The 15,903-nt window shown below is 34.2% G+C and carries 13 protein-coding genes; 7 read left to right on the top strand and 6 right to left on the bottom strand.

Annotated elements, in window-relative coordinates; translation table 11 throughout:
• Window positions 1-17 precede the first annotated feature (17 nt).
• The 4 genes from lptC to BLR17_RS00465 all read left to right on the top strand — a co-directional run bounded on the left by lptC (window position 18) and on the right by BLR17_RS00465 (window position 4,256).
• Complete coding sequence (gene lptC / locus BLR17_RS00480) at window positions 18-572, top strand: LPS export ABC transporter periplasmic protein LptC (protein ID WP_066328616.1); 555 nt, start codon at window positions 18-20, stop codon at window positions 570-572.
• A gap of 19 nt (window positions 573-591) precedes the next feature.
• Window positions 592-786, top strand: coding sequence for a DUF6526 family protein (locus BLR17_RS00475; RefSeq protein ID WP_066328617.1), 195 nt, complete (start codon window positions 592-594; stop codon window positions 784-786).
• Between the two features lie 3 nt (window positions 787-789).
• Window positions 790-2,049 carry a hemolysin family protein gene (locus BLR17_RS00470; protein WP_066328618.1) on the top strand — a complete coding sequence of 420 codons (1,260 nt, stop codon included), beginning with the start codon at window positions 790-792 and terminating at the stop codon, window positions 2,047-2,049.
• A gap of 107 nt (window positions 2,050-2,156) precedes the next feature.
• A complete protein-coding gene (locus tag BLR17_RS00465) occupies window positions 2,157-4,256 on the top strand; it encodes a peptidylprolyl isomerase (RefSeq protein ID WP_066328620.1) in 2,100 nt (699 codons plus the stop codon).
• 86 nt (window positions 4,257-4,342) lie between these two features.
• Here the strand turns inward: BLR17_RS00465 and BLR17_RS00460 are convergent, their stop codons facing one another.
• Both BLR17_RS00460 and BLR17_RS00455 read right to left on the bottom strand, forming a co-directional pair.
• Complete coding sequence (locus BLR17_RS00460; RefSeq protein WP_066328621.1) at window positions 4,343-5,266, bottom strand: GYDIA family GHMP kinase; 924 nt, start codon at window positions 5,264-5,266, stop codon at window positions 4,343-4,345.
• Window positions 5,267-5,296: 30 nt separating this feature from the next.
• Window positions 5,297-6,616: a hydroxymethylglutaryl-CoA reductase, degradative gene (locus BLR17_RS00455; RefSeq protein ID WP_066328623.1), complete on the bottom strand. Its 1,320-nt coding sequence runs from the start codon at window positions 6,614-6,616 to the stop codon at window positions 5,297-5,299.
• A 180-nt stretch (window positions 6,617-6,796) separates the two neighbouring features.
• Here BLR17_RS00455 and BLR17_RS00450 point away from each other — a divergent pair, with 180 nt between their 5' ends.
• From BLR17_RS00450 to BLR17_RS00440, 3 genes are all read left to right on the top strand, one after another.
• A complete protein-coding gene (locus BLR17_RS00450; RefSeq protein ID WP_066328625.1) occupies window positions 6,797-8,965 on the top strand; it encodes a S9 family peptidase in 2,169 nt (722 codons plus the stop codon).
• A gap of 237 nt (window positions 8,966-9,202) precedes the next feature.
• Window positions 9,203-10,744, top strand: coding sequence for a peptide MFS transporter (locus tag BLR17_RS00445; protein WP_066328745.1), 1,542 nt, complete (start codon window positions 9,203-9,205; stop codon window positions 10,742-10,744).
• Window positions 10,745-10,798: 54 nt separating this feature from the next.
• The gene (locus BLR17_RS00440; RefSeq protein ID WP_066328628.1) at window positions 10,799-11,260 is read left to right on the top strand and encodes a thioredoxin family protein; all 462 of its coding nucleotides are present in this window, start codon (window positions 10,799-10,801) and stop codon (window positions 11,258-11,260) included.
• Between the two features lie 20 nt (window positions 11,261-11,280).
• Here the strand turns inward: BLR17_RS00440 and BLR17_RS00435 are convergent, their stop codons facing one another.
• From BLR17_RS00435 to surE, 4 genes are all read right to left on the bottom strand, one after another.
• The gene (locus tag BLR17_RS00435) at window positions 11,281-13,305 is read right to left on the bottom strand and encodes a ComEC/Rec2 family competence protein (protein WP_066328629.1); all 2,025 of its coding nucleotides are present in this window, start codon (window positions 13,303-13,305) and stop codon (window positions 11,281-11,283) included.
• Between the two features lie 38 nt (window positions 13,306-13,343).
• Window positions 13,344-13,835 carry a C40 family peptidase gene (locus tag BLR17_RS00430; protein WP_066328630.1) on the bottom strand — a complete coding sequence of 164 codons (492 nt, stop codon included), beginning with the start codon at window positions 13,833-13,835 and terminating at the stop codon, window positions 13,344-13,346.
• Window positions 13,828-14,943 carry a lipid-A-disaccharide synthase gene (gene lpxB / locus BLR17_RS00425; protein ID WP_066328632.1) on the bottom strand — a complete coding sequence of 372 codons (1,116 nt, stop codon included), beginning with the start codon at window positions 14,941-14,943 and terminating at the stop codon, window positions 13,828-13,830. Before lpxB ends, BLR17_RS00430 begins: the two co-directional genes overlap by 8 nt.
• Window positions 14,944-15,021: 78 nt before the next feature.
• Window positions 15,022-15,801: a 5'/3'-nucleotidase SurE gene (gene surE, locus BLR17_RS00420; protein WP_066328635.1), complete on the bottom strand. Its 780-nt coding sequence runs from the start codon at window positions 15,799-15,801 to the stop codon at window positions 15,022-15,024.
• Window positions 15,802-15,903: the final 102 nt, after the last annotated feature.

The following is a 15,903-nucleotide window of genomic DNA, read 5'->3' as shown; positions in this document are numbered from 1 at the left end:
TTAGTATCACTTTGTTTATGTTTTTATTCAAAAAAGATAAATTTTATATAGTAGTCATGGCCTTTGCCGTGACTCTGTTTTTTGGGTGTGAAAGTAATTTTAAAAAAGTACAGCAAAGTAATATTGCTGAATTCACTCCTACAGGTGATGCAGATAATGTGAATTTGAAATATACCGATTCGGGTTTTATAAGAGCCGAATTGATCAGTTCAAAAATGTTGGATTATGCCGTAGTAGATTTTCCTTTTACTGAATTTCCAAAAGGAGTAGTGGTAACTGTTTATGATAAAAAAGGGAAAAAAACACGCATAACCTCTAATTATGCTATTTCGTATAAGCTTACTAATATCATTGATTTGCAAGGTAAAGTAAAAATTGTTTCGCAGGACGGGCAAATGCTTGAGACAGAGCAATTGTATTACGACCAGAAAAATGAATGGTTTTTTACAGAGAAAAAATATAAATTTACTGACTTGAAAGGGGCTTCAAACGGTCAGGGAATTGATTTTAGTAAAGATTTTAAAGTAATTAATTCTCAAAGAATAACAGGCGAAGTTCTAACAGCCGAATAATTTTCAATTTAACACACTTATGAGTTATTTAAAGTATACACCCTATATTTATTTAATATTTTCAGCTTTTTTTGTTTACGATGCTATCGAAAAATGGAATAATCCTAAAGAAACTCCAATGTTGAGTCTTTTAATAGCAGGTTTGGGTGTTTTTATGTTTTTCTTTAGAAGGCGTTTTGCTAAAAAAATGCAGGATCGTAACCGTAAATCATAGTTTATGGAAATTAGTATTATAATACTATGTTTAATACTATCTGCTTTTTTTTCAGGGATGGAAATTGCATTCATCTCTTCCAATAAAATCTATCTTGAAATTGAAAAAAAACAAGATAGTTTTATTTCAAAAATACTTACTAAACTTACTGAGAAACCCTCAAAATTTATAGCAGCAATGCTCATTGGTAACAATATTGCATTGGTTGTTTACGGGTTTTTTATGGGAGATCTTTTAATGGAATGGATTCAGTCTTTGAATTATCCATTTTCTGATTTTTTTATTTTATTTGCTCAAACTGTACTCTCTACTTTAATCGTTTTGATTACGGCGGAGTTTTTTCCAAAAGTATTTTTTCAGATTTATTCGAATACTTTGATTAAGTTTTTTGCAGTTCCGGCTTATCTTTTTTACTTACTGTTTTATTCTGTTTCCTCTTTTATCATTTGGGTTTCCGATTTTGTTTTGAAACGATTTTTCAGAACTGAAGGGGATCAGATACAGTTGTACTTTTCTAAAGTGGAATTAGGGAATTACATCACAGAACAAATGAGTACCGTGGAAGATCATGAAGAAGTAGATTCTGAAATTCAGATATTTCAAAATGCATTGGAGTTTTCCGGAGTGAAAGCAAGAGATATTATGACGCCCCGTACCGAGATTGTGGCAGTTGATTTATTTGATTCGGTAACGGAATTAAAAGAATTGTTTGTTGAAACAGGTTATTCTAAGATATTGGTTTATGAAAATTCATTGGATGAAATCGTAGGTTATGTGCATTCTTTTGATTTGTTTAAAAAACCAAAGAACATTAAAACAGTAGTGATTTCGGTAGAATTTGTTCCGGAAACCATTTATATCAAAGACGTTATGGATTTGCTTATCAAAAAGCGAAAAAGTGTAGCGGTAGTTTTGGATGAATACGGAGGGACATCGGGAATAATTACGGTGGAAGATATTGTCGAAGAGCTTTTCGGTGAAATCGAGGATGAGCATGATTCTGATGAGGAATTGATAGAAAAAGAATTGGAAGAGAATGTTTATCTTTTTTCAACACGTTTTGATGTGGAATATTTAAATCAGACGTATAAATTGCAAATACCGGAGAGTGATTCTTACGGAACTCTGGGAGGTTTTATTGTCGATTTTACTAAAGAAATCCCTCAAAAAGGCGCTGTAATCACAATTGGAAGTTATCATTTTGTGATAGAAGAAGCAACAAACAAAAAAATAGAATTAGTAAAAATGACAGTAAAAGAGTAATTTTTTTAGAAAAGTGAAAAATCTTTTAAAATAAAACGTTACTTGTATTGTTATTAGCGAGATAATTGTATTTTCGCAAACTGAATATAAAATTAACAACAATAAAAATGGCAGTTTTATCAAAAATTAGACAGCGTTCCGCTTTAATGATTGGACTTATTGCATTTGCTTTATTTGCATTTGTTATCCAAGATCTAATTGGGAAAGGGACTTTTAGTCAAAGTTCAAAAGATGTTGGAAGTATCAACGGAAAAGATATTTCATTTGAGGATTTTAGAATTAAAGTAAGTAATGTTGAAAAAAGTGGTCAGGGAATCACTTCTACAGCAGCAGCTAACAGAGTTTGGGAACAAGAAGTTTCTGTGGCTTTATTGACTTCTGAATTTGATAAATTAGGATTGAGAGTAGGTGAAAAACACATCATCGAAGTTCTAAAGGCTGATCAGAATATCGGTCAAAATCCAATGTTTCTGAACGCTGCAGGAATGTTTGATTTGGCTAAATTCAAAGAATATTTTAAGGCTAATCCTGCTCAGGCTGAGTACTTAAAAGAAAGAGAAAAAGATGCTGAGCTGAATGCTAAATATCAAATTTACAGCACACTGGTAAAAGCAGCTAATTATACTACTAAAGCTGAAGGGAAATTGAAATATGAAATGGAAGCTAATAAAGCTAATTTTTCATACGTAGGAGCATTGTTTTCTTCAATCAAAGACAGTGAAGTTAAGGTTACTGATGCTGAGATTTTAGAGTACATGAAGAAAAATGAAAAAAGATACAAGGCTGATGAATCTCGTTCAGTAGAGTATGTTTTAATCGAAGACAAACCTTCTAAAGAAGATGTGGCTGATGTTAAAGCAAAAATCACCAGCTTATTATCAGGAAGTGTGGTTTATAATCAGGCAACAGGTAAAAATGATACTGTAGCCGGATTCAGAACAACTGCTAATCCAGTTGAATTTGTAAATTCAAATTCGGATATCCCTTATGATTCTTCTTATGTAGCCAAAAAAGATTTGCCTGCTGTTGATGCTGAGCAATTATACAATTTAGCTCCTGGTGCAGTTTACGGACCTTATGTTTTTGGAAACTACTATTGTATTTCTAAATCATTAGGTAAAAAATTAGGTGTAAATGCAAAAGCTAGTCATATCTTAATTAGTTATGAAGGAGCTCAGGTTCCTAACCAAAGAGAAAAAAGAACTAAAGAAGAAGCTAAAGTTAAAGCCGAAGAAGTATTGGCTCAGGTAAATGCTAATCCGGAAAGTTTCATGATGTTAGCATTCCAATATTCTGATGATTCATCTGCACAGCAAGGTGGTGATTTAGGTTATTTTGGACCTGGTCAAATGGTAAAACCATTTAGTGATTTTGTATTCAATAATGGAATTGGAAAAGTAGGTTTAGTTGAAACTCAATTTGGATTTCATATTATTAAAGTTACTGATAAACAAGACGGAGTGCGTTTAGCTACTGTAGCTCAAAAATTAGAACCATCTGAAGTGACTTCAGATAAAGTATTTACTCAGGCAACAAAGTTTGAAATGGATGCTGCCGGTAACGATTTTGAAAAAGTTGCCAAGTCAATGAAGTTAACTGTTACTCCTGCGGTTTCAGTAAAAGCAATGGATGAGAATTTTGGAGCTTTAGGAAATCAAAGAGCTATTGTAAGATGGGCTTTTGAAGCTGATACGAAAGTGGGTTCAGTAAAACGTTTCGAAGTTGCTAATGTTGGTCACGTAATTGCTACAGTTAAAAACATTGACGATTCAGGATTTGCTCCAATTGATCAGGTAAGACCATTTATTGAAACTAAATTGAAAAATGTTAAAAAAGCGGAAATGCTAAAAGCTAAAATGGCAGGTTCTTCTCTTGAAGCTATTGCTAAAGCAACAGGAGGTAAAGTAGAACAAGCTGTTAATGTTACTTTGGATAATCCGGTATTAAATGGTGGTGTAGGTCAGGAACCAAGAGTGGTAGGAAGTGCATTTGCTTTAGCTGCTAACAAAGTTTCTGCTCCTATTGAAGGAAATACAGGAGTTTATGTAGTAAAAACAACAAGTATTGTTAAAGCTCCGGCTGTAAAAGATGTAGCGCCTTATGTTGCTAAAGTTAAAGCGCAATCAGCAGGAGATGTTAACAGAGTATTACCTGCTCTTAAAGACATCGCTGATATCAAAGATAACCGTAGACAATTTAACTTCTAGTATTATAGATTAATTTTAATTTCATAAAAAACGTCCCGTTTTGACTACTATCAAAACGGGACGTTTTTTTATGGTTTTTTAGAAGTTTAATCTAAAATCATGTCTTTGTAAGCAATGATTGTATTAAAACCTTTAGAGGTAAAATAAGTGATAGGATTTACTTCAGAAATTACCATGATGAAATCACCGCCCCAAGCGCCCAGGCTTTTTATTTCGCCGATAAAATCAGAAAATAAATCTTCTTTGGCGGTAGTTGTTTCTAAAATGGTACTCATAAATGCTTCGTGATTGGCTATAGCAAGAGCCATTGCGCCGGCAGTTTTGGCATAAACAATTTCGTGGGTGATTTTGTCTATTTTTAATATATTCTTTTCGGTATTGTTGTTTTTGTTTTTTCTGTAATTGGCTATCGCAGCTTTGCTGCTTTGTTTTTTGTTTAAGTATACAAAATAGATTTTGTCTGCAAAGGCAGGATGGAAATTAATGATTTCTACTTTGGGTTTGCCATTTTTTAATTGGTAAATAATTGGTGCGTTATTTTGTGCACAGGCAATATCGTAACCGCTTCCTCCGAAACTCTTTTTCAATAATTCAAAAGCATCAATTTTTAGCCATTGGGCAATGTTGTTGATAAGTGTAGAAGATGTGCCTAGTCCCCATTTTTTAGGAAAAGTCAATTCGGTTTTAATCTTGTAGCCTTTTGATTGTTTTATAAAATCAGGATTTAATAAATAGGCTTCATGAAGAATCTTTATTAGGGTGTGTTTTATGGTATCTTCTTTTGAATCTGTTGGATTTGTAATTTCTGAAAATGTAATGTTTTCTTCAAACCAGATACTGTCATCACTGTCATAACTTGTCCATAAGATTCCCGGATTGTCTTTTTCTTCTATCGTTAGGTTTTGACCAAATTTTGTTGGCAATGCCAAAGCTTTAGCGCCGTCTAAAACTAAATATTCGGCAGTGATTAATAGTTTTCCGTTACTGTAGAATGTTTTTTTGGTATTCATTTTAGAATTTGAATGATTTCACTAATACAATTATTTTTTTCTCAAACTTTCTACAAAGTTGACTACTCCACTATGAGATACAACGTGGTGCTTAAAGTGTTTTTGTACCAAATGACGCTCTTCATTTGTGGCTTCCAATTGATTTAAGATATTGTTTAGGTGCATTTTCATGTGACCGTCCTGAATGCCTGTTGTAGTTAGTGAACGCAAAGCAGCAAAATTTTGTGCTAATCCGGCAACGGCCACAATTTCCATTAATTCTTTTGCGGAAGGATTCTCCAGCATTTCTAATGAAAGTTTAACCAAAGGATGCAAACTGGTTAATCCACCCACAGTTCCTAAGGCTAAAGGAACTTCGAGCCAAAAACTGAAAATACCATTTTCGATTTTAGCATGAGACAAACTGCTGTATTGCCCTGCTTTGGCAGCATAAGCATGAATTCCGGCTTCTACGGCTCTGAAATCATTACCTGTAGCCAGAATGACAGCATCAATCCCGTTCATGATTCCTTTGTTATGCGTTACAGCGCGGAAAGGTTCCACTTCGGCAATTTGTACCGCCTGAACAAATCGTTCTGCAAAAAGCTGAGGATTTTCAATATGTTTTTCGGCTAAGTCTTCCACAGGACAGGAAACTTCTGCGCGAACAATACAATTGGGGACATAGTTCGAAAGAATACTCATCACCACTTCGATGTTTTTTTCTTCTTCGGTAAAAATTTCATAAGCCTGCGCTTCTGATTTTAAGATGTTAGCAAATTGCTCTAAACAGGAGTTGATAAAATTAGCTCCCATACTGTCTTTGGTTTCAAAAGTAGCATGGAGTTGGAAATAATTAGCTAATAGAGTGGTTTTGTCTTCCAGTGTAATGTCCAGAATCCCACCGCCACGTTGTTGCATGTTTTTAGTCAGATGTTCTGTTTCTGAAAAGAATTTGGCTTTGGTTTGTGTAAAAAACAAATCCAGTTTAGAAACATCTCCTTTGTACATAAAATGAACCTGACCGATTTTTTCGGTATTGATCACCGTGGTTTTAAAACCGCCTCTTGTTGACCAGAATTTTGCGGCCTTTGATGCAGCAGCTACTACCGAACTTTCTTCGATAGCCATTGGAATGGTGTGGTATTTTCCGTTGATAAGGAAATTAGGAGCAACTCCCAGCGGAATATAGAAATTACTGATGGTGTTTTCTATAAATTCATCGTGTAGTTTTTGGAGTTTTTCGTCGCTGTTCCAGTATTTTTTTAATAATTGGATGGCATTTTCCGGATTTGAAAAATAGGCTGAGGCAATCCAGTTTATTTTTTCTTCTTTTGATAATTTAGAGAATCCTGCTACGGCTTTGTTCATTTTCAGTGGATTATAGTGTAATGTGGCGCAAAGATACGTTTTAGCCTTTTTATTTGCCATTAATTTAGTGTCAATAAATGGGATTATTGTTATTTTGTTAAGTATAATTATATAAGTCAAATGTGAGATAATTGTAGTTTTTTTATTAAAATTGGGGTACTTTTATTTATACTTAAATTTATGAAGCATAAGTTGCTGCCTTTCGTTTTGTTTTTGTTGACAGCGAGTATTTTTGGACAACAAAAAATTTCTGTTGAATCGATTTATCGCGGAATGTTTCGGACTCAGGATATGGATGAGTTGCATTCGTTACAAAAATCTAATCAATATACGGTTTTGAATTACAATCAGTCGGCACAGTCCACGCAGATTGACTTGTATGATTTTGCGACTTTGCAAAAAACAGCCACGATTATTGATTCTAAAGATCATAAAGGCATGCCGGGGATTGATAGTTATGTTTTTGATTCGAATGAAAAAATGCTGTTGCTGGCTTGTAATTCCAATCAGATTTACCGTCATTCCTTTACTGCTGATTACTATTTGTATGATATTTCGAAAAAGGAATTGACCCGATTGTTTGATTTCCAAATTCAGGAACCTACATTTTCTCCTGATGGAACGAAGATTGCTTTTGCCAGAGAGAATAATTTGTATGTTTATGATTTAGCATCAAAAATAACAACTCAGATTACGACTGATGGACAGAAAAATGCAATTATTAACGGAATTTGCGACTGGGTTTATGAGGAAGAATTTGAATTTGTAAGGGCTTTTGATTGGTCTGCCGACAGCAAAAAGATTGTTTACATCCGATTTGATGAATCACAAGTGCCTGAGTTTTCAATGACGGTTTTCAATAAGGAATTGTATCCTGCGGTGAATACTTTTAAATATCCAAAAGCAGGAGAGAAGAACTCGGAGGTCTCGTTATATATTTTTGATGTGGTTTCAAAAGATTCCAAAACGGTGAACTTGAGTAATTATACCGATTTCTATATTGCCAGAATAAAATGGACTAATGATGCCAATGTTTTGTCGGCTCAGGTTTTAAATCGTCATCAGGATAATTTAGACCTGCTTTTTATTGACGGAAATTCAGCTGCTAAAAAAGTGGTTTTGAATGAGAAGGATAAAGCTTATGTTGATGTAACCGATAATCTTACTTTTTTAAAGGATAATAGTTTTATCTGGACAAGTGAAAAAGACGGATTCAATCATATTTATTATTACGATAAAACGGGGCAGTTGAAAAATCAAGTGACTAAAGGAAACTGGGAAGTGACTGCTTTTTATGGGTTGGATGAGAAAACCAATACTGTTTTTTATCAATCAACCGAAAATGGTTCTATCAATCGAGGCGTTTATAAAATAGGCCTGAAGGGAAATAATAAGGTGGCTTTGTCTAATGAATTAGGAACTAATGAGGCTACTTTTAGTCCTAATTTTGATTATTATATTCGTACTTTTTCAAGCGCAACTCAGCCTACTACTTATACTTTGAATGAAGTGAAATCAGGGAAAGAAGTAAAAGTAATTCAAAATAACGCTGCGTTGTCGGGCAGATTGAAAGAATATAATTTGCCAACAAAAGAGTTTTTTGTTTTAAAAACCGAGAAAGGCAATGAACTCAATGTCTGGATAATCAAACCAAAAGATTTTGATGCTTCAAAAAAATATCCTGTTTTTATGACGCAATATTCGGGTCCTGGTTCACAACAAGTAGCTAATCAATGGAATTCTCTTGATGATTACTGGTGTTTGATGCTTACTCAACAAGGATATATTGTGGTTTGTGTGGATGGCAGAGGAACCGGTTTTAAAGGAGCGGCTTTTAAGAAAGTGACGCAGTTGCAATTAGGAAAATACGAAGTGGAAGATCAGATTGATGCCGCTAAAGTGATTGGGAATTATCCTTATGTAGATAAAAGTAGAATTGGGATTTTTGGCTGGTCTTACGGCGGATTTATGGCTTCTAATTGTATTTTGAAAGGAAATGACATTTTTAAAATGGCCATTGCGGTAGCTCCGGTGACTAATTGGCGTTTTTATGATTCGGTTTATACCGAAAGATACATGCATACACCACAGGAAAATGCGAGTGGATATGACGATAATTCGCCTATCAATTTTGCTAATCGTTTAAAAGGAAAATATCTTTTGATTCACGGAAGTGCCGATGATAATGTGCATTTGCAAAATTCGATGGAAATGATGAATGCCTTAATTCAGGCGAATAAACAATTTGATTCCCAGATTTATCCGGATTGCAATCATGGGATTTACGGTGGAATGACCCGAATTCAGCTGTTTAATAAGATGACTAATTTTATAATTGAAAATCTTTAAATCGAATTAAGAGTCTGTTTAGATTTCTTTAAAAAAGAAATTTTCTTTTCCCCGTCCCTAAAGGGTGAAAAATTTCTTAAAGATTCATCAAAATTACACCCTTTAGGGACGGGGAATTAATTTTGATGAATTTTAAACAGATTCTAAGAAGTTAGAATTTTAGAACTATATTTGGATTTGAAATTTGAATTTTCCAAAATACCCATTTATAAATACCAACCTGCTAACACCTTATTTATGAATCAAGATACTCCAAATGATTTTTTTAAAAGTTCCGTTTTAGGGCATCCTGCGGGATTATTTGTGTTGTTTTTTACTGAAATGTGGGAGCGTTTTTCCTATTATGGAATGCGTGCTTTGTTGGTTTTATTTCTTACAACTTCAATAGCCAAAGGAGGTTGGGCGTGGAATGTGGAAGATGCAATGGCATTGTATGGAACTTATACGATGGTGGTTTATTTTACGCCAATTGTTGGAGGTTATTTGGCAGATCGGTTTTTAGGTTATCGCTGGGCTGTTGTTATAGGGGCTTTTGTAATGACATTGGGACACGCTTCTATGGCGGTTGAAACACCTACATTTTTATATATCGGTATTATTTGTTTGATGATAGGTAATGGTTTGTTCAAACCTAATATGACTTCTATTATTTCTAATGCTTATGAAAAACACCCGGAAAAGAAAGACGGTGCTTATTCCTTGTTTTATATGGGAGTAAATGCAGGCGCTTTTTTAGGAATTATGCTTTGTGGTTATATAGGTGAAAAAATTTCCTGGAGTTTAGGTTTTGGACTGGCAGGAATATTTATGTTTTTCGGAATGCTGCAATTTTATTTTACGCAGAATATTTTTGGGAATATAGGTTTGCCTCCTACATCGGAAACAAAAAAGGCAATAAAAGAAAAGGAAGCTCAGGAAAGTGCAGCGCCACATATTGTTAGGGATCGAATAATAGCGGTAGTGATTTTTTCTGTTTTTTCTGTTTTCTTTTGGGCAGCTTTTGAACAGGCGGGAGGTTCGATGACTATTTTTGCTGAAAAATTTACACAAAGGGAATTGTTTGGTAATTCAGCCTGGATTTTTAAAATCACCGATGCTTTACTGACTATTATTCCGTTGCTGGTGATTAGTTATGTTTTGTTGAAATTGTTTTCAAAAACAGTAAAAGAATACACTTTAGGAAATAGTATCTTATCGTTGAGTTTTATTATCATTTGGGGAATTGTAATTTGGAAAATAAATAGGGATTTTTCAACAACTGAGGCCGAAGTGCCTGCTTCGTGGTTCGGGATTTTGAATTCCTTATTTATTATTTGTTTTGCTCCGTTCTTTTCAAAATGGTGGGAGAGTAAATATAATATTTCGGGGCCAATGAAATTCGGACTTGGACTGTCTTTGTTAGGATTGGGTTTTGGATTTTTGGCTTATGGAAGTATGGGAATTACTACTGATTCGGTTGTACGAGTGAGTATGATTTGGCTTATTGCGGCTTATTTGTTTCATACTTTGGGAGAATTGTGTATTTCGCCTGTGAGTTTGTCTTATATCAGTAAACTGGTTCCGGCAAGCTGGATTGGAATTATGTTTGGAGTCTATTATCTGTTTTTAGGAATGGGGAACAAACTGGCAGGTTCTATGGGAGGATTAATTGAAACCATTAGCCAACAATACAGTTTGTCTGCATTTTTCCTTTTATTTACAATCATACCGATAGGTTTAGGGATAATTATGCTGTTGTTATCTCCTTTAATGAAAAAAATAATGCACGGAGTTAACTAGATGCAGTTTAGTGGTATTGTTTTTGTGTAAATTTGTATATCAAATAAATCAATTATGAAAAAAATATATTTAATCGCTGTTTTCTTTATTGGTCTTGTTGCAACTCAGGCACAGGAACTAAAATGGCATACGGATGTTAAGGAGGCGATGGCTATAGGAAATAAAGAGCATAAACCTTTGTTGTTGTTTTTCACTGGAAGTGATTGGTGTGGATGGTGTATCCGTTTGCAAAAAGAAGTTTTGACAACACCTGAATTTAGAAAGTGGGCAAAAGAAAAAGTCGTATTGGTGGAATTGGATTATCCCAGAGCTGTTCCGCAAACTGATGAGATTAAAATGCAAAATGATGGTTTGCAAAGAGCTTTTGGTGTTCAGGGTTATCCAACAGTTTGGTTTGCTACCGCTCAATTTAAAGATGGAAAACCAAGTTTTGGAGGTTTAGGAAAAACTGGTTATGTGCCTGGAGGTCCGGTGGCCTGGTTGGAAGTGGCTAATGGAATTCTAAATCAAAAATAAGATTACTATAGATTAAATCTTTAATCTAACTTATAAAATCCCTTTTCGGCAGTAGCATGAAAAGGGATTTTTTGTTTTTTGCAACTCGCTTTCCATAGCTTTAAAATGTATTGGTAATTAGAACCATCGGCAATAACTAATTTTGGTTTTAAGGATAATAGCATGCGTTCCAGATTGATTTTTGGGGTTTGAGTAAGTAATACGATATTCGGTTTGATGTCTTTTGGAAAAGTGCCAATACTGTCCAAAATCAGGATTTTGTTTCCTTTAAAATAAGCCGTGTGATTAAGTGATTCCTGTTTTTGTATGTGGCTGAAATTACCAACTAAATAGGAGTTCAGTGTTTTGGATTTTGCGGAAGCAGTATCATTAGTGTAGAGATAAACTTCATTTCCGAAACGTTGAACGATTAATGTCTTTCTTTTTGAATGAAAAACAATCCATTCTTCCTGATTTTGAATGTTCCATCGATTAAAAATAAGAGATGATTGCATTGTAATTATTGAGATTAGGACTAATACTAGTTTATTAAACTGAGGTTTTCTGAGCCAAATAATTGTTGAAATAATCAGGATATAAGAACAACTAAGCAGGATAAAGTTAAATGAAATGTCTTTGATGATGAATTGTTCCAAAGAAGCAATTAAATTAATGATTTTGTTTAAGAAAAGAATGCTCCATTCTAAAGGTTTGCTTAGCCAAATAGGTGGAAATCCTATTGCAGCAAAAGACATGACAACAACGCCTAAAAACATAATTATGCTAAGTAATGGAATGACAGCCAGATTAGTGATGAAAAATAATCCCGGAAATTGATGGAAATAATACAGGCTTAAAGGTAAAGTACCGATTTGTGCAGCAAAAGAAACGGTGAGTATGTCCCAGCAGTATTTTAGAATTTTATTCTTTGGTTTCCAATAGGATGCCAGAATGGGTTGGAACCAAACGATAAAAAATATGGCAAGATAGCTGAGTTGAAATCCTACATCAAACAGGAAATAAGCTTGGAAAAGCAATATCAACAGTATCGAAACTAATAAGGTGTGGTAAATATTGACGCTTCTTCGAAAGTATAATCCAATAGCAACAAAAGAAAACATAACAACTGAGCGGACTATAGAAGGTGAAAGTCCGGCTATTAAAGCAAAAAGGAATAGGTTAATTAACAGAATGCTTAATTTTAAAAGAGAGCCTTTTCGGGTATTGGGGATAGGGCTTAACAGGAATTTGATAAACAGAAAAATAAAACCTACGTGTAAACCTGAAACCGATAAAATATGTACCGCTCCGGCATATTGATAATCCTGAATGATTTCGGGGGAAATGTCTTGTCTTTGCCCTAAAATCAAAGCAGATGCAACGGCTAAAGCAGTTTTGTCAAAATGTGATTGTTCTAAATTATGGCTAATTTTGGAATTGATTTTTGAAATATAATACCAAATGTCTTTTTGTGGTTCAGGACTTATTTTGATATTTCCTGAATTAGCATACAGCTGCGCATAAATTTGTTTTTGGTTTAGGTAAGCGCCATAGTCAAATTGGTTTGGGTTATCGGGTTTTTTGTTGCGCTGGATGACACCTTTGATGTTTAAAATTGTACCGGTTTCAAACACTTTGAAATGTTTTTTGGGAATGCTTAATAAAATGCGTCCGTTACAGTTTTGTTGGTCAATTTGTTGAATTATGCCTATGTAGCGTTGGTTGTATTTTGTGTTTTTTAATTTCTCTCTAATGACTAATGTTGTCGAGATTTCTTTGTCAAATTTGTCAATCAGATGTGTGTAATTGCTTTTTTGAAAGGAATCAGTTTGGACAATTAAACTACTCATCCCGATTAAAAATGAAGTAAAATAGGTGACTGTCGAAAAATACAGTTTGAACTTTTGATTTGTTTTTGGACCCCAAAATAAAATACATAAAAGTAGTAGCAAAAGCAGTAGTAATCCAAAAATGAAATTTGGATTTGGAACAAAAAAATAAGCCGATAGTATTCCTAACAGGAAGCAAATTGTAATTCTTGCCAAAGGAAATTCGAGTACTTTCATATTTCTAAAGTACGAATTTTCGGCAATAAAATATTTTTTTAAGGTAAAATTCTGTTAACCTGACTAAAAGTTCTTTCGTAGTAAGCTTCTTTGGTTGAGGATATTATAACGCCTCTGGAAGTTGATGCGTGAATGAATTGGAGTTCGTCATCTTTGGTTTCGACAATAATGCCTACGTGGTTAATCTGGCTTCGATTATTGGTTTTAAAAAATATTAAATCTCCTTTTTGTGCTTTCGAAATATTTTTTCCTAAATCAATTCCTATTTTGGCCTGTTCCGAAGAGCTCCTGGGTAATTTAATGTCAAATTGATTAAAAGTCGTGAATACTAATCCTGAACAATCAAAACCAGCTTTGGTTGTTCCGGCTGCTTTGTATGGAACACCAATGTTTTCGGTGGCAGAATTAATTATTTTTTCAGCAAGATGAGCTGATGATTTAGTGGTTGCACCAGATACTGATTTACAGGAAGTAAATACAATTGGGAGCAGGATTACTATAAATAAAGGTTTTAAAAGTTGTTTAAGCATTCAAATCGGCAATAATTAATTGGGCTGTTTTTTCACTAGCTCCGGCTCCGCCTAATTTTTGTTCTAATTCGTCATATTTAGCCAAAAGTTTTTTGCGGTATTCAGGATTCAGTATTTTAGTTAACTCCTTTTTTATGTTTTTAGTATTGCATTCGTCCTGAATTAATTCAGTAACCACTTCTTCATCCATAATTAAATTCACTAATGAAATGTATTTCAGGGTAATAATGCGTTTTGCAATTTGGTATGAAATTGAATTTCCTTTGTAGCAAACTACTTCCGGTACTTTAAAAAGGGCTGTTTCTAAGGTGGCTGTTCCTGAAGTGACTAAGGCCGCATGAGCGATTTTTAATAAATTATAGGTTTTGTTAGAAATGAATTTAATGTTTTTATTGGTTATAAAAGTCTCATAAAAAGCAAATTCCTGACTTGGAGCACCTGCAATGACAAATTGATAATCCGGAAAATCATCGACTACACTGAGCATTACCGAAAGCATTTTAGTGATTTCCTGTTTTCTACTGCCGGGAAGTAAGGCAATAACAGGCTTTTCGTCTAAATTATTTTCGGCTTTAAAAACAGCAGCTTCAATGGGTTTTTGATTTTGAATGGCATCAATAAGCGGATGTCCAACAAATTCCACAGGATAATGATGTTTGTCTTCGTAAAAGTTTTTTTCGAAAGGCAAAATCACATACATTTTATCAACATCTCTTTTGATGGCTTTGATACGGTTTTCTTTCCATGCCCAAATTTGTGGCGAAATGTAATAATGGGTTTTAATTCCGTTTTCTTTAGCCCATTTGGCGATGCGCATATTAAAACCGGGATAATCAATAAAGATGATGGCATCAGGTTGAAACTTGAGGATGTCTTCTTTACAAATTTTGATATTGTTTAAAATGGTTTTTAGATTAAACAGCACTTCTACAAATCCCATGAAAGCTAATTCACGGTAATGTTTTACTAAAGTTCCGCCAACAGCCTGCATTAAATCGCCTCCCCAAAAACGGATTTCGGCATTGTTGTCTTTTTTCAGGAGTGCTTTCATTAAATTTGAACCGTGTAAGTCGCCTGATGCTTCTCCTGCTATAATGTAGTATTTCATTGTTGCTGTTTAATTATAAATCGGTAATCAAAATTAGTTATTCCATTGTCAGGAATCAAATTAAGATTTAAAATTGAATTATTCGTTCCAATTCCAGGTATTGAGTTGTTTTGTTGCGTGGTAAGCTGTTAAGTCAAATTGCACAGGAACAATCGAGATATAACCGTTTTTCAAAGCCCATTCGTCGGTATCTTCGCCGTGATCCTGATTTACAAATTCGCCTGATAACCAGTAATAATCCCGACCTTGTGGTGTCTTACGTTTGTGGAATTTTTCCATCCAAAGTGCTTTAGCCTGACGACAAATTTTAATTCCTTTGATTTCTTCTCTTTTTAGTTTTGGGAAATTAACATTTAAAACCACATCTTGCGGTAATTTGTTTTGTAATACTTCTAAAGTTATTTTTCGAATGAAAGGTTTGATTTCTTCAAAATTGGCATTCCAGTCAAAATCCAGAAGCGAAAAACCTATGGCGGGAATTCCTTCAACTCCGGCTTCGATAGCAGCACTCATCGTTCCTGAATAAATAACGTTTATTGAAGAATTGGAACCATGATTGATACCTGAAACACATAAATCGGGTTTTCTTTTCAGGACTTCGTTAGTAGCTATTTTTACACAGTCTACAGGAGTTCCTGAGCAGCTGTATATGCTAATTGCATCGCTTTCGTTAGAAATTTTGTTTAGATACAAGGTTTCGTTGGTAGTAATGGCGTGTCCCATGCCGCTTTGTGGTTTGTCAGGGGCTACCACTACAATTTCTCCTATTTCGGACATAACGGCAATTAAAGCCAGAATTCCAGGAGCCGAAACACCGTCGTCATTGGTAATTAAAATTAGGGGCTTAGTTGGATTCATTTTTGAAAAATTAGATATGAAAACTCATATTTTTTAAACAAAGAAAACAAATTTTATTCAGTTGGTTGATTATTGGGATTAAGAAAAGAACAATTTTATATC

Source organism: Flavobacterium glycines (assembly GCF_900100165.1).
In the GTDB taxonomy this organism is placed as follows: domain Bacteria; phylum Bacteroidota; class Bacteroidia; order Flavobacteriales; family Flavobacteriaceae; genus Flavobacterium; species Flavobacterium glycines.
The sequence above is the reverse complement of the archived record's forward strand: the minus strand, read 5'-3'. Positions and strand labels throughout refer to the sequence as shown.

Coding starts and splice junctions, on each gene's coding strand:
- lptC (WP_066328616.1), top strand. CDS start 18: ATGTTTTTATTCAAAAAAGATAAATTTTATATAGTAGTCATGGCCTTT.
- BLR17_RS00475 (WP_066328617.1), top strand. CDS start 592: ATGAGTTATTTAAAGTATACACCCTATATTTATTTAATATTTTCAGCT.
- BLR17_RS00470 (WP_066328618.1), top strand. CDS start 790: ATGGAAATTAGTATTATAATACTATGTTTAATACTATCTGCTTTTTTT.
- BLR17_RS00465 (WP_066328620.1), top strand. CDS start 2,157: ATGGCAGTTTTATCAAAAATTAGACAGCGTTCCGCTTTAATGATTGGA.
- BLR17_RS00460 (WP_066328621.1), bottom strand. CDS start 5,266: ATGAATACCAAAAAAACATTCTACAGTAACGGAAAACTATTAATCACT.
- BLR17_RS00455 (WP_066328623.1), bottom strand. CDS start 6,616: ATGAACAAAGCCGTAGCAGGATTCTCTAAATTATCAAAAGAAGAAAAA.
- BLR17_RS00450 (WP_066328625.1), top strand. CDS start 6,797: ATGAAGCATAAGTTGCTGCCTTTCGTTTTGTTTTTGTTGACAGCGAGT.
- BLR17_RS00445 (WP_066328745.1), top strand. CDS start 9,203: ATGAATCAAGATACTCCAAATGATTTTTTTAAAAGTTCCGTTTTAGGG.
- BLR17_RS00440 (WP_066328628.1), top strand. CDS start 10,799: ATGAAAAAAATATATTTAATCGCTGTTTTCTTTATTGGTCTTGTTGCA.
- BLR17_RS00435 (WP_066328629.1), bottom strand. CDS start 13,305: ATGAAAGTACTCGAATTTCCTTTGGCAAGAATTACAATTTGCTTCCTG.
- BLR17_RS00430 (WP_066328630.1), bottom strand. CDS start 13,835: ATGCTTAAACAACTTTTAAAACCTTTATTTATAGTAATCCTGCTCCCA.
- lpxB (WP_066328632.1), bottom strand. CDS start 14,943: ATGAAATACTACATTATAGCAGGAGAAGCATCAGGCGACTTACACGGT.
- surE (WP_066328635.1), bottom strand. CDS start 15,801: ATGAATCCAACTAAGCCCCTAATTTTAATTACCAATGACGACGGTGTT.